General features: G+C 73.2%; 14 protein-coding genes. 7 read left to right on the forward strand and 7 right to left on the reverse strand.

Annotated features, from left to right (window positions below):
- Positions 1–184: 184 nt before the first annotated feature.
- The gene (locus ABEA93_RS11685) at positions 185–358 is read left to right on the forward strand and encodes a hypothetical protein (protein ID WP_345675358.1); all 174 of its coding nucleotides are present in this window, start codon (positions 185–187) and stop codon (positions 356–358) included.
- 202 nt (positions 359–560) lie between these two features.
- On the opposite strand, the gene ABEA93_RS11690 is transcribed toward ABEA93_RS11685, so the two are convergent.
- Together ABEA93_RS11690 and ABEA93_RS11695 are read right to left on the reverse strand one after the other, a co-directional pair.
- Complete coding sequence (locus ABEA93_RS11690) at positions 561–1,361, reverse strand: inositol monophosphatase family protein (protein WP_345675359.1); 801 nt, start codon at positions 1,359–1,361, stop codon at positions 561–563.
- Between the two features lie 89 nt (positions 1,362–1,450).
- A complete protein-coding gene (locus ABEA93_RS11695; protein ID WP_345675360.1) occupies positions 1,451–2,563 on the reverse strand; it encodes a ferrochelatase in 1,113 nt (370 codons plus the stop codon).
- A gap of 210 nt (positions 2,564–2,773) precedes the next feature.
- On the opposite strand from ABEA93_RS11695, the gene ABEA93_RS11700 reads away from it, so the two are divergent.
- The gene (locus tag ABEA93_RS11700) at positions 2,774–4,084 is read left to right on the forward strand and encodes a D-arabinono-1,4-lactone oxidase (protein ID WP_345675361.1); all 1,311 of its coding nucleotides are present in this window, start codon (positions 2,774–2,776) and stop codon (positions 4,082–4,084) included.
- 95 nt (positions 4,085–4,179) lie between these two features.
- Here ABEA93_RS11700 and ABEA93_RS11705 read toward each other — a convergent pair whose 3' ends face one another.
- Complete coding sequence (locus ABEA93_RS11705; RefSeq protein WP_345675362.1) at positions 4,180–5,079, reverse strand: hypothetical protein; 900 nt, start codon at positions 5,077–5,079, stop codon at positions 4,180–4,182.
- Between the two features lie 441 nt (positions 5,080–5,520).
- Between ABEA93_RS11705 and sepH the strand changes: the two genes are divergently transcribed.
- The 3 genes from sepH (at position 5,521) to ABEA93_RS11720 (ending at position 7,316) form a co-directional block, all read left to right on the forward strand.
- A complete protein-coding gene (sepH, locus tag ABEA93_RS11710; protein WP_345675363.1) occupies positions 5,521–6,576 on the forward strand; it encodes a septation protein SepH in 1,056 nt (351 codons plus the stop codon).
- Between the two features lie 271 nt (positions 6,577–6,847).
- On the forward strand, positions 6,848–7,015 hold the full coding sequence (locus tag ABEA93_RS11715; protein WP_345675364.1) for a hypothetical protein: 168 nt from the start codon (positions 6,848–6,850) through the stop codon (positions 7,013–7,015).
- 7 nt (positions 7,016–7,022) lie between these two features.
- Positions 7,023–7,316: a hypothetical protein gene (locus ABEA93_RS11720; protein ID WP_345675365.1), complete on the forward strand. Its 294-nt coding sequence runs from the start codon at positions 7,023–7,025 to the stop codon at positions 7,314–7,316.
- Positions 7,317–7,393: 77 nt separating this feature from the next.
- On the opposite strand, the gene ABEA93_RS11725 is transcribed toward ABEA93_RS11720, so the two are convergent.
- Positions 7,394–8,233 carry a sulfurtransferase gene (locus tag ABEA93_RS11725; RefSeq protein ID WP_345675366.1) on the reverse strand — a complete coding sequence of 280 codons (840 nt, stop codon included), beginning with the start codon at positions 8,231–8,233 and terminating at the stop codon, positions 7,394–7,396.
- Between the two features lie 168 nt (positions 8,234–8,401).
- Between ABEA93_RS11725 and ABEA93_RS11730 the strand changes: the two genes are divergently transcribed.
- Both ABEA93_RS11730 and ABEA93_RS11735 read left to right on the forward strand, forming a co-directional pair.
- Entirely contained in the window at positions 8,402–9,193 is a 792-nt protein-coding gene (locus ABEA93_RS11730; RefSeq protein ID WP_345675367.1) for a VOC family protein, read from the forward strand.
- 148 nt (positions 9,194–9,341) lie between these two features.
- Positions 9,342–9,488, forward strand: a complete 147-nt coding sequence (locus tag ABEA93_RS11735; protein ID WP_345675368.1) for a hypothetical protein — start codon at positions 9,342–9,344, stop codon at positions 9,486–9,488.
- 69 nt (positions 9,489–9,557) lie between these two features.
- Here the strand turns inward: ABEA93_RS11735 and ABEA93_RS11740 are convergent, their stop codons facing one another.
- The 3 genes from ABEA93_RS11740 to ABEA93_RS11750 all read right to left on the reverse strand — a co-directional run bounded on the left by ABEA93_RS11740 (position 9,558) and on the right by ABEA93_RS11750 (position 12,945).
- Complete coding sequence (locus tag ABEA93_RS11740) at positions 9,558–10,721, reverse strand: alkaline phosphatase family protein (RefSeq protein WP_345675369.1); 1,164 nt, start codon at positions 10,719–10,721, stop codon at positions 9,558–9,560.
- Positions 10,718–11,305: a DUF5998 family protein gene (locus ABEA93_RS11745; protein WP_345675370.1), complete on the reverse strand. Its 588-nt coding sequence runs from the start codon at positions 11,303–11,305 to the stop codon at positions 10,718–10,720. Before ABEA93_RS11745 ends, ABEA93_RS11740 begins: the two co-directional genes overlap by 4 nt.
- 731 nt (positions 11,306–12,036) lie before the next feature.
- Positions 12,037–12,945: a YihY/virulence factor BrkB family protein gene (locus ABEA93_RS11750; protein WP_345675371.1), complete on the reverse strand. Its 909-nt coding sequence runs from the start codon at positions 12,943–12,945 to the stop codon at positions 12,037–12,039.
- Between the last annotated feature and the right edge of the window lie 9 nt (positions 12,946–12,954).

The raw sequence follows: 12,954 nt of genomic DNA on the forward strand, positions 1-12,954 counted from the left end.
GGTAAGCGCACCTCCGACGGCGCCCCGGGTCCGGATTGCCGATTTCGCTGCGGTACCTTCCGTAATGATCCGCCCATCGGTGCGACAAGTGTCACACTGCCAAGTGGCGTCGCGGTTTTCGCGGCCGATCTCGAGGGGTAGGACAACCCAAACCGGCGACCATTCGAGTCACTTGGGGCCCCTCATGGACGAGTTCACCGCTGACGTGCTGCGTCGCATACGCGAAACCGAACAGACCCTCAAGCAGGCCTTCGACACGGGGGACGACTTCCTCGTGGAGGTTCAGCAGGAGGAGCTGCAAGACCTGGTACGCATGGCTTCGGACCATGGCGTACAAGTACTGCCCGAACGCGCCTGACACCGCGACCACGGCGACCCTGGGGGCGGGGCCGGAGCGCAACGGACAGTCGACACGGCACAGACGGCACACACGGCAGACCACAGGACCCCCGACCGGCGCGCGGCGCATCGGCCGGGGGTTTCTTGCGTCTCCGAACAGCTCGGACCCGGCTCCAGTGCGGCGGATGCGGAGCCGGCGGGCCGGGCGCGGAGCCTCCGGGTCAGGCGCCCAGCCGCTCCAGCACCGCGACCAGTTCGCCGTGCAGCGTCGCCGCCGCCGCGACCACCACGTTGCTGCCGTCGTCCTCGGCGCGGATCTGCGCCACCTCCGCACCCGCCTCGCTCGCGATGACCGCGCCCGCGGCCAGGTCCCACGGGTTCAGGCCGCGCTCGTAGTACGCGTTCACCCACCCGCACGCCACCGCGCACAGGTCCGCCGCCGCCGAACCGAACCGGCGGATGTCCCGGATGCCGGGCAGCAGTTCCGCCACCACGGCGGCCTGCCGGGTGCGCCGTTCGGCCGTGTAGCCGAACCCGGTCGCCACCAGCGCCCGGTCCAGCGGCACCGGCGCAGCGGCCCGGATCGGCGCCCCGTTGCGGAATGCACCGCCACCGCGCACCGCGTGGAACGTCTCGCCGAACGTGGGCACCTCGACCACGCCGACGATCCCGCCGTGCTCGTCCTCGGCCGCGATCGACACGCACCAGCCGGGCAGCCCGTACAGGTAGTTGACCGTGCCGTCGATCGGGTCGATCACCCACCGCACGCCGCTCTCACCGGCTTCCCCCGCGCCCTCCTCGCCGAGGAAGCCGTCGTGCGGCCGGCGGGCGCGCAGGAACTCGACGATCAGTTTCTCGGCGCGGGTGTCCATTTCGGTGACGACGTCGGTCGGGCTGCTCTTGGTCGCCGCGACACCGAGGTCCGCGGGCCGGTCGACGGTGAGCATCCCCCCGGCGAGCCGGGCGGCTTCCAGCGCAAGTTCGAGCAGGTCGGCGGTGTCGCCGTGGATGTTCGTGGTCACCCGGCCATCCTGTCAGCCGCCCCGGAGACCCGCGCGACAGGCCGGGCGGGCCTCCGCTCGGGGTGGCGTCGGCCCGGCCGCCGCCGGGATTACGACGACAGCGGCGGCACAGCCTCCAAGGCCGCGCCGCGCAGACCCGCGCCGCGGCCGCGCGGGTCGGGGCAGCAGCCGAGCGGGCACACGTCGTGGCTCGGGCCCAGCGCCCCCAGCACGCGGCGGTCCGGCGACTCGCCGCGCAGTGCGGCCGCGCGCTCCAGCACCAGGTCGCGCACCGCGGCGGCGAACCGGGGGTCCGCGCCGGTCGTCGCGGCCCGCGCCACCGGAAGGCCGAGCGTCGCGGCGGTCTCGGCGGCCTGCACGTCCAGGTCGTAGACGACCTCCATGTGGTCCGACACGAACCCGATCGGCACGAGCACCGCGGCGGGCACCCCGTCGGCCTTGAGCCGTGCCAGGTGGTCGTTGACGTCCGGCTCGAGCCACGGCAAGTGCGGCGGGCCGCTGCGGCTCTGGTAGACGAGGTCCCACGCGTGCTCCCGGCCGAGCGCACGCGCGACGCCTTCGGCGACCAGCCGCGCGGTCTCGCGGTGCTGGGCGACGTACGCGCCGCCCTCCGGCCCCGCGGTCTCCGCCGTCGCGACCGGGATCGAGTGCGTGGTCATCACCAGCCGCGCGTCCGCCCGCACCCCCGCGGGCAGGTCGTCGAACGCGGCCACCGTGTGGTCGACCAGGGGTTCGACGAAGCCGGGATGGTTGTAGTAATGCCGCAGCTTGTCCAGCACCGGCGCCTCCGCACCGGTTTCGGCCCGCGCGGCCAGCAGGTTCTCGTGGTACTGCCCGCAGCCCGAGTACGAGGCGTACGCGCTGGTCACCAGGACCGCCGCGCGCCGCACCCCGTCGTCGGCCATCCGCCGGAGCGTGTCGCCGAGGTACGGCTGCCAGTTGCGGTTCCCCCAGTACACGGGCAGCCCGACCCCGGCGTCGGCGAAGTCCTTCTCGATCGCCGCGATCAGCTCCCGGTTCTGCCCGTTGATCGGGCTGACCCCACCGAACAACCGGTAATGCGCACCCGCCTCGGCCAGCCGCTCGGGCGGCACACCGCGCCCGCGGGTCACGTTCCGCAGGAACGGGATCACGTCGTCCGGGCCCTCGGGGCCGCCGAACGAGAGCAGGAGAAGGGCGTCGAAGGGCGCTGCGGAGTGCATGGGTCAGATCCTCGCACCTGCCGGGCGGCGTCCACGGCCCGCACGGCCCGCGGCACGCCGCGCGCCGGGAGACGGCCCGGACCCTGCCGCACCGCCGGGCCTTCCCGCACATGGTGACCGGCGGGTAATGTCCGGACATCCCACCGCCGGGGGCTCCCGCCGCACCCATGTCCGCGGCCGCCGGGCCGCCTCCGCTTCCTGGAGGACCTCTTGAGCAGCACGCCGCCCCTGCCCTGGAAGAACTGGGCCGGGAACCAGACCGCCCATCCCCGGCGCGTGGTCACCCCGCGCTCGCCCGAGGAGGTCTCGGCGGCGGTGCGCCGCGCGGCGTCCGAGGGCATGCGGGTCAAGGCGGTCGGGGCCGGGCACTCGTTCACCTCGGTGGCGGTCACGGACGGCGTGCAGATACGGCCCGAGGGCCTCACCGAGATCCGGGGCGTGGACGCCGAGGCGGGCACCGTCACGGTCGGCTCCGGCATGCGCCTGGAGCGCTTCAACGACGTGCTCGCCGGGCACGGCCTCGCGCTCACCAACATGGGCGACATCGCGGTGCAGAGCCTGGCCGGCGCGACCGGCACCGGCACACACGGCACCGGCCGCGCGTCGGGCGCCTTGTCCGGGCAGATCCGGGGCCTCGAAATGGTGCTCGCCGACGGCGAGATCGTCACCTGCTCGGCCACCGAGAACGCCGAACTGTTCGCGGGCGCCCGGGTCGGCCTCGGCGCCCTCGGCATCGTCACGGCGCTCACCTTCGCCGTCGAACCGGCGTTCCTCCTCGAAGCCCGCGAGGAGCCGATGACGCTCGACGCGGTCCTCGGCGGCTTCGACGAGCTGTGCGCGGACAACGACCACTTCGAGTTCTACTGGTTCCCGCACACCGACAGCTGCAACGTCAAGCGCAACAACCGCACCGAAGGCCCGGCCAAGCCGCTGTCCAAGGCCCGGTTCCTGCTCGACGACGAAATCCTGTCCAACGGCGTCTTCGGCCTCGCCTGCCGGCTCGGCAAGGCCGCACCGAAGGCGATCCCGACGATCGCCAAGCTGTCCAGCAAGGCCCTGTCCGCGCGCACCTACACGGACGCGTCGTACAAGGTCTTCACCAGCCCGCGCCGCGTCCGGTTCGTCGAAATGGAGTACGCGATCCCGCGCGAGGCCCTCACCTCCGCACTGCGCGAGGTCCACAAGCTCGTCGCCGACGGCGACGACAAGGTGTCGTTCCCGGTCGAGGTCCGCATCGCACCGGGCGACGACATGTGGCTGTCGACCGCGAGCGAGCGCGACAGCGCGTACATCGCCGTGCACATGTACCGCGGCACCGCGCACGAGCGGTACTTCACCGCCGTCGAGCGCATCATGACCGCGCACCAAGGGCGTCCGCACTGGGGCAAGCTGCACACCCGCGACGCGGAGTACTTCGCCGACGTGTACCCGCACTTCGCGGACTTCCGCACGCTGCGCGACCGCGTCGACCCCGAACGCCGGTTCGGCAACGCCTACTTGCGGCGTGTGCTGGGCGAATAACCGAAAAAAGGCGACGGGCGCGGCGTGAGATTCCCCACCCCACGCCCGTTCCCGTATCCGCCGTATGCCGTACTCGGAATGCGGTGTCGCCTCGGTCAGGGCACCGTCACCGCGTCCCCGGCAGGCGGGACCTGCTGGTCCTGGCCGCCCTGCGCGGGCGGTGTGGCGCCGCCGGTCCCCGCGCCGCCGGCCGGCGGGGTCGTCGGCTTGTCGGCCGGCGGTTCGGTCGGCGTGGAGGTGGGCTTCTCCGTCGCGGTCGGCGTGGGCGTCGCGGTCGGCGACGTCCCCGCGCCGCCGCCGTCGGACTGCTTGCCGTCGCTGCCGTCCGTGCCGTCGGTCGTGCCGGGCGACGGGGCGCGGTCCCCGGCGGAGCCGCCCGTGCCGGAGTCCGTGGTGGCCGGCGCGGTGGGCTGCTTGTCGGGGGTGGACTTGTGCCCGCCGCCCCCGCCGATCTCGCTGATCGTGGGCCGGTCGCCGCCGTTCCCGAACAAGCTCGCGAACGACTTCCCCATGCCCAGTTCGGTGACCGTGATCGCGGCCATCGCGATGGCGAACACCGCGACCGCACCGACCACCGAGCGCACCAACCACGTTCTGTTGCGCGGCCGTTCGCGGCCCCGGGAGCCGCCGGACGCGGCTGTCCCGGGCAGCGCCGGCAGCGGTTCGGCCGCCGCCCCCTGCCCCGGGTCGAACACCGGCATCACCCGGGTGGCGTCCTCCGACCCCGGCGCCGCCGGTACCGCGGGCCGGCGCGGGTGCGTGGCCATCTGGGAGCGTACGTCCCGCAGTTGGTCGCCGGTGCGGCGGAACATGTGGACGTACACGGCACTGCCCACGGTCGCGCACACGCTCGCGATGGCGGCGCCGATCATGGTCCCCGCGGCCCCGAGACTGGAGAGCAGGAAAGCCGAGGAAACGGCCGCCAAGGCGCTTGCCACGACCTGCGTACCGTTCAGTTCGATCCGCCGGCGCTCCTCGCCGGGCCTTTCCTGCATCACTCTCCTAGGGCCCAACCCGGGCCAAATCATGACGTGCCGGGATTCTTCTCTTCTGTGGGACCCCCGGCGGCACCCCGGCCGTTCCGCTTTCGGTGATCTTGTGAGGAACCTCACCGGGCGCGGCCGAAATTTTTCGCCCGGATGTGGACGCGCCGTTACGGCGCGGTGCGGCCCGGGCGCGCGCCCGAATGGAGTACTGTTCACGCCAGGTTCCGGAAAGACCTGGGTAGAGGGGGGAAGCAACCGATCGTACGGGATCGGGAACCTGCAAATCGGACAAACGCCCCCGAGGGTCATTTCTCCGGAACCGGTACTCAAGGAGCCACCGCGACACAACGGCGCGACGGGTATGAAAATCCGACACGCCGGGACAAATCGGTCAGGTTGTGGCACGCCGCCACTGGGCAAGTCACACTCGTAACGGGAGCAACGACGCAGGTGACGTCGGCAGGCACCACCCGGGAGGTCCCCATGCCCGAACTGCGTGTCGTGGCCGTCAGCAACGACGGCACACGGCTGGTGCTGAAGGCTGCCGACGGAACCGAGTTCAGCCTGGCCATCGACGAGCGCCTGCGCGCCGCCGTACGCGGCGACCGCGCCCGGCTCGGCCAGATCGAGATCGAAGTCGAAAGCCAGCTCCGGCCCCGCGACATCCAGGCGCGCATAAGGGCGGGTGCCACCGCGGAGGAAGTCGCGCAGCTGGCCGGCATCCCCGTCGACCGCGTGCGCCGCTTCGAAGGCCCGGTCCTCGCCGAACGCGCCTTCATGGCCGAGCGCGCCCGCAAGACACCGATCCGCCGGCAGGGCGAAGCCGCCGGCCCGCTCCTCGGCGAGATCGTCACCGAACGCCTGCACCTGCGCGGCGCCGACTCCGAATCCGTCCAGTGGGACTCCTGGCGGCGCGACGACGGCAGCTGGGAAGTCCTGCTGCTGTACCGCGTCGACGGCGAGATGCACTCGGCCAGTTGGAGCTTCGACCCGCCCCGGCGCCTGGTCACCACCAACGACGACGAAGCCCGCTCGCTGGTCGGCGAACAGGGCGCCGAGACGCCGTTCCCGTTCCGGCCGCGCCTCGCGTCGCTGCCCCGCAACACCGGCGACGACGCGATCACCAGCCTCCTCGACGCCGTCCCGGGCCTGCGCGGCGAATCCGCCGCCGCGGCTGCGGGGCCCCGCGAACCGGTGCGCATCGACGTCCCGGCGATCGGCGGCGAACGCAGCCGGCCCGGCCCCGCGACGATCCCGGTCCCGGTGCCCGACGAGGACGAACCCGAAGCCCCCGCGGCGGCCGCCGCCGGGGGCGGCGCGCCGTCCGCCGCCGGATCCGCCTACGAGAACGTCCTCGTGCCCCGCGTCGTCGGCCCGCACCGCGACCGCCTCGTCGGCGCCACCGACCGCCAGGCCGAAGCCGACGGCGTCCGCCCCGGCCGCCGCGCCACGGTGCCCAGCTGGGACGAGATCGTCTTTGGCAGCCGCCGCAAGAAGCGCGAATAGGCCGTCCGGCCGGCACCCGGCCCGACCTGCGACGAAGAGCCCGTCTCCGCACCGGAGGCGGGCTCTTCGCCGTGCCCCGGACCGGCCGCCGCGGCGAACGCGGACCCGGCCGCGGGTTGCCCGCACACCGGTCAAGGACACCCCACGGTTGCCCCCGATCGCCTTTATATCGCCCCCAATCCCCCGGATTACTTCCTGCCGGGGCGTCGGGGGCCCTACTGTGTCCGAGTCGGTTGCTCCGGTAGCGGCTCCGGGGACGGTGGAAATGAGCGTGGGAACAACGGATCGGGTGGGCCAGCAGGACGAGCGCACACTGCTCGCCGAGGTACGGCTGCTCTTCGGCGCGGTCGACCCCTGGCTCGTCGAATTCATGCGGGCGGCGACCGCCCGCGGCTCCGCATCCGCACCGCCCGGCCGGCGCACCCGCCGCACCCCGTGAGGCCGCGGTGCCCCTCCTCGGCGCCGACGTCGACGACGCACCCCGGGTCCTCACCTTCGACGCGCCGTCCCTGACCGTCGTCGCCGAAGTCGCCCGCCGCGCGGGACGCATCCGGCTGCACGGCCAGCTGACCGTCCCCCAGCGGGTGTGCCTGGAGATCCGGCACGCCGACGGCGTCCGCACGGTGCTCACCGACGACCTCGGCCGCTTCGCCGCCGCCGACCTGCCGCCGGGACTCATCGGCTTCGTCGCCTACACAGCCTCGGGGCTCCGCGAGGCCACGCACTGGATGGCCGTCTAGGCCGTGTCCGGCCGTGTGCTGCCCGGTGCGCGGACGCTCTCGCGGGCGACCGCAAGAGCGTCCGCGCACCGGCCGCGTCACTCCCCCGTCGCCACCGGCCGCGCCGGGTCGCTGCTCCAGCCGCTCCACGACGGCGCGTACAGCGCCGCGTCGATCCCGGCGCTCGCCAGCGCCAGCACCGTGTGCGACGCGGTGACACCCGAACCGCAGTAGGCCGCGACCCGCGCACCCGGCACCACGCCGAGCGCCGCGTACCGGGCACGCAGCGCCTCCGCGTCCAGCAGGCGGCCCTCGGCGTCCAGCGTCCCGGTCTCCGGCGCGTTCACCGCACCGGGGATGTGCCCGGCAACCGGGTCGATCGGCTCCGTCTCGGCGCGGAAGCGCTCGGCCGCGCGCACGTCCAGCAGCACGCCGTCGGCCGGCAGCGCGGCGGCCTCGGCCGCGTCCAGCAGCCGCAGACCACCCGGCTTCGCCGCGAAGTCGCCCGGCGCGGGCGCCGGTTCGACGGTGTCCACCGGCCGGCCGGCCGCGGTCCACGCCTGGAAGCCGCCGTCCAGGACCCGCACCCGGTCGTGGCCGAAGTAGCGCAGCAGCCACCACACGCGCGACGCCGCGATGCCGTCGGCACCGTCGTAGGCGACCACGTCGCCGTCCGCGGACACACCCGCGCGGCGCATCACCGCGGCGAACGCGTCCGCGTCCGGCAGCGGATGCCGCCCGGCCTCGCCGACCGGCGCCGACACCGGCGCGGACAGCTCGGAGTCCATGTCCACGAAGACCGCACCCGGCACGTGGCCCTCGCGGTACCAGCCGATTCCCGGCGGCCCGCCGAGCTTGTAGCGGATGTCGAGCACCACCGGCGGACGCTCGGAGCCCAGGGCGGCGGCCAGGTCGGCAACGGAGATCACAGGGTTCATCCCGCCATCCTCCCGCGTCCGCGCGGTCCCCCGTGCGGCCCGGCGCGCCGGGACCGCGCACCGCCCGCGCCGCACTGCCCGCGACAGTGCCCAGGCCACGTGCCAGCATCGGACAAGGAGGCTGTGGCGGCCCCGCCGCCCGCGAACGTCCGCCTGGGAGGCACCCGCATGAGCATCATGACCGGCACATACCCTCCCGGAGTGCCCTGCTGGGCGGATCTCGGCACCGCCGACCCCGACGCCTCCCTCGCCTTCTACGGCACCGTCTTCGGCTGGCACGGCGCACCCGGCCCCGGGGACGCCGACTACTACACCTCCTGCGCGGTCCGCGGCCGCCGCGTCGCCGGAATCCGCCTGCTGCCCGAACCCGACCTGCCCATCGGCTGGACCACCTACCTGGCCACCGACGACGCCGACGCCGCCGTGGTGAAAGCCGCCGCCGAAGGCGCCGAAGTCACCTACCCCCCGATGGACGTCCTCGACATGGGACGGTTCGCCCTCCTCACCGACCCCACCGGCGCACCCTTCGGCCTGTGGCAGGCCCGCAGCCTGGTCGGCGCCGAACTCGTCAACGAACCCGGCGGCATCGTCTGGACCGAACTCCTCACCCGCAACACCCCGCGGGCCCTCGCCTTCTACGGCGCCCTCTTCGGCTACGCCTTCGAGGACATGAGCGCCGAAGGCTTCGACTACCACGCCTTCTCCGTCGACGACCGCCCCCGCGGCGGAATCATGGGCATGGACGCCAACTGGCCCGACGAACTCCCCGCGCACTGGCACGTCACCTTCCGCGTCGCCGACACCGACGCCACCGCCGGACTCGTCCGCGCCGCGGGCGGCACCGTCCTCAGCGAACCCCGGAACTCGCCCTACGGCCGCATCGCGCAATGCCGCGACCCGCACGGCGCGGACTTCGCCATCCTCAAGAGCGACGAACACGCCGAGGACCACACCGGATAAGCCGACCGGGCGATCCACCTGCCCCCATCGGACGAACGCTGCGCTCTTCGGACCAGCGGCAACCACCCGAACGCCCGCCGATGTCCTCACGTAGAGTCGGAACCGTCGGGCCTGCCCGGGAGTTGATACGGCGTCACCGTTTCGCCGCTTGTCGGCCCCGGGCCGCACGGGTCCGCCCGACACCGACCACTCAAGGGGGTTCGCCACCATGGGCAAACTGTTCAAGATCGTCCTGCCGGTCGCCATCGTCGCCGGCCTCGCCTCGGTCCTGCTCAAGAAGCGCAAGCAGGCCTGAGACCACGCGTCCCGGTGGTTTGCGGGACCGGACGAAACCCGGCCCCGCAAACCACCCGGAAGACCCCGCTCAGGCGTGGACTTCGAGCAGCGGCACCAGCTGCTCCACCGGCGTCATCGAGCCGTGCAGGCCCACCATCCGCGATTCGTTCGGCTCCCGCCGCGTCGCCACGATCGCGACATCCGCCCACGGCGCCGCCACCACATCGCCGATCCGGTAGTACACCCGCTCCTCGACCGGCCCGAACCAGCCCGCGTCGATCGCCTGGTCGCGCGACAGCACCCAGCAGCTGTCCGCCAGCACGTCCTGCCAGATCGCCAGCACATCGCCCGCCGCACCCGGCACCGCATACACATGCCGCGCCCGGCCCTCGCCGCCCAGCAGCGCGACACCGGCCGACAGCTCCGGATCGGTGTCCACGTCGATGCGGTCCTCCATCGGCACATCGATCATGCCGTGGTCCGCCGTCACGTACAGCGCCGTCCCGCGCGGCAGTTGCTCCGCCAAACGGCGCACCAGACCATCCACGCGCGACAGTTCGATCCGCCACGCATCCGACTGGCAGCCGTAGCCGTGACCGGCCTTGTCGACGTCGCTCACATACGTGTAGACGAGCACCGGGCCCGGCTGCGCCAACTGGTCGAGAACGCCCTGCACGCGTGCCTCGCCCGCCGCCGCGGCCACATACCGGCCGCCCTGCAGCGCCACCTGCGTCAGCGGCGTGTGCTCGAACATCGGATCCGACACCTGCGCGACGGTGATGCCCGCGGCCGCGGCCCGCTCCATCAACGGCGGATGCGGCTGCCACTCGCGCGGCGGCACGTACGGGTCCCAGCGCAGCTGGTTCATCAGCCGCGCGTCACCCGGGATCGCCACCGTGTAGCCCATCAACCCGTGCGCACCCGGCGGCAGCCCGGTGCCGAACGAGGCCAGGCTCGTCGCCGTCGTCGCCGGGAAGCCCGCGGTGATCGGCTCCCCGCGGCCGCCCCACGAACCGGGGATCAGCGACGTCAGGAACGGCGCCCACTCCGGGTTCGCCTTCAGCAGCTCCCAGCCGAGACCGTCGACGAGGAACACCACGGCCCGCTCCGTCGCGGGCAGGCCGAGCACATTGGTCTCGCCCGCCATGCCCAGCGACGCGGCGACGGACGGAAGCAGATCGGACAGCGCCCCGGTGCCGTAACGCGGTACCGGGACGGGCGGCGGTTCCGGAGCCCAGGCTGCGGCGCTCACCGGCCGATGCCGGCGACGGCCTCGGACAGGCGCTTCGCGAACGCCAGCGTGCGCTCGACCGCGTCGGGGCCGTCGGCCGCCTCGCTGACCCGCAGCGACAGGTCGTCGGCGGTCATCGCGCCCGTGTAGCCGTGGTCGATGTCGCAGTTCGGGTCGGCGCAGCCGGCCGGCTCCAGGTCGATGCGGCCCACCGCGCCCCAGCCGATGGTGAGGACGACCTCGCGCGGCGGGGCGCCCGGCACGTACTCGGCCGGGTTGCCGACGACGCGGCTGACCACGACGGACTCGATGCGGTCGATGCGGACGGTCTCGGTCGACGTGGTCGCGTACGGCGTCGGCGACGTGTCGTCGGGCGCGTGCTCGTCGGTGTGGCTGACCAGGAAGCGGCCGGGGGTGAGCACGAGGACGGTCACATGCCGCCGGACCTCGTTGGAGTCGAACGTCGTCTCCTGGTGCACCAGGTACGCATCGACCTGCTCGGTCCCGATCGTGGACTCGACCGCGTCGGCAACGAGGGCGGGGTAGTAGCCGCTGCGCTCGATCGCCGTACGCAAACCCTGAGTCGAGGTGGAGGTCTTCGCCATGCCCCCATCCTGGCACCTTTGGGCGCGCGCGTGCGCCATCCGGGCGTTCGCGGCGCACCTCCGCACAACCTCCGGGGCCCGTCCGAACCGGGGCGCCGCCCGGGCCGCCACGCTCGGCAGCGGCCTTATAACTCTTTGTCGATGTCCTGACAGTCCCCGTACGGGTGACGGGGAGGCACACGGCCGCCCCGCCTGGTCCCACCGCGCAACCGCGCGCCCTCCACGCGCCCTCCCCCGCGGCCTTCCGAACCGGTTGACTGTCGGTTGTGCAGGACGGACGGGGAGACAGGGACACACCGCTCGCGCGGTGAGCCCCGACGCCCGGCACACACGTCCGGGTCTCCGCGCCGGAGACCCGGGCGACACCGCGACCGCGCCGGCGGGATCGGGGAAACCCGGCGTGGGAGCGGTCGGTCCGGTGGACCGGCCGGCATGAGGGCACCGCCGCGTGGAGGGCGGTGCGGAGGGGCATGGCGGCGGGTCGGACGGGCGGGCCGCAACGGCGGCGCGGGTGCCACGGCTCGGGGTGGCATCGGCGCCGCGGGCGGCCGAGGCGGGCGGCGGTACGGCTCTGTGGTCGGGTCTGTACCGCCCCCGCTCCACGTTGGGCCCTCCCTCTCCCACCGAGCGCCGCAGGCCCCTCCCCCGCCTCCACCGCCATCTCCGACTCTCGCGCAGCCGGTCGCCGATGTCGCGCTTCGAAAGCTTGTCCTGTGGACGAGTGGGCGGCCTCAGACCTCGGTCTGTTCACAGAGCGAGCGAGGGCCTGTTTTCTCCTCGTCATCGACGTGGTCCGGCGGATGCTTGGCCGTGGCCGTCCACGCCGCGCAGAACAGCAGCAGCCGGGTCGCGAAGTAGATCCACAGCAGCAGCGCCACCGGCACCCCGAACGCGCCGTACATGCTCTTCCCGGCGACCTGCGCGATGTAGCTGGCGACCAGCACCTTGAGGACTTCGAAGCCGACCGCGCCGATCAGCGCCCCGCGGAACGCGGTGCGCCGCGGCATCTCCAGCCGCGGCATGCCGACCAGCAGGTAGAGGAACAGCACGACGCCCGCGAGCACCGCCACCCCGAACGCGGCGACCTGCAGCAGGATCCGCCCCACCGGTTCGTCGTCGAGGCCGATCGCCTTCGACACGTGCCCGATGACCGCGGTCGCGAACGCCGAGGCGCCGACCGACACCGCCATCGCCAGGCCGAGCCCGGCGAGCGTCGCGATGTCCTTCGACTTCATCAGCAGCGTCTTCTCGATGCCGTCCGGCGGCGGTTGGTCGCCGAACCACATCTCGCGGATCGCCGGGCGCAGCGCACCGACCCAGCCGAGGCCGAGGTAGAGCAGCAGCAGGCCGCCGACCAGGCCGACTTCGCCGGCGTTGTCGACGAGGCCGTTGACGTCGACCTTGTCGGCGATGCCGGGGATCTGGTCGGAGATCTTCCCCTGCATGTCCTGCACGCGCCCGGGGCTGAGCGTCGCCGCGACGACCGCGGCGGAGAGGGCGATGAGCGGGAACAGCGCGAGGAAGCCGTAGAACGCGACCGCGGCGGCGGCGAAGTTGCCGTTGCGTTCGGTGTAGCGGTCGTACGCCTCCAAAGTGCGCCCGATGACGGGCAGGCCGTCCAATTTCTCGCGGAACGCCACGTCCCCGCC

It is taken from the genome of Yinghuangia aomiensis, from assembly GCF_039542225.1.
Lineage (GTDB): Bacteria > Actinomycetota > Actinomycetes > Streptomycetales > Streptomycetaceae > Yinghuangia > Yinghuangia aomiensis.

Bases quoted from the DNA above. Each gene is read 5' to 3' on its own strand.
- ABEA93_RS11705 (WP_345675362.1), bottom strand. From the start codon at position 5,079: ATGCAGGAAAGGCCCGGCGAGGAGCGCCGGCGGATCGAACTGAACGGT.
- ABEA93_RS11685 (WP_345675358.1), top strand. From the start codon at position 185: ATGGACGAGTTCACCGCTGACGTGCTGCGTCGCATACGCGAAACCGAA.
- ABEA93_RS11695 (WP_345675360.1), bottom strand. From the start codon at position 2,563: ATGCACTCCGCAGCGCCCTTCGACGCCCTTCTCCTGCTCTCGTTCGGC.
- ABEA93_RS11745 (WP_345675370.1), bottom strand. From the start codon at position 11,305: ATGGCGAAGACCTCCACCTCGACTCAGGGTTTGCGTACGGCGATCGAG.
- ABEA93_RS11725 (WP_345675366.1), bottom strand. From the start codon at position 8,233: ATGAACCCTGTGATCTCCGTTGCCGACCTGGCCGCCGCCCTGGGCTCC.
- ABEA93_RS11730 (WP_345675367.1), top strand. From the start codon at position 8,402: ATGAGCATCATGACCGGCACATACCCTCCCGGAGTGCCCTGCTGGGCG.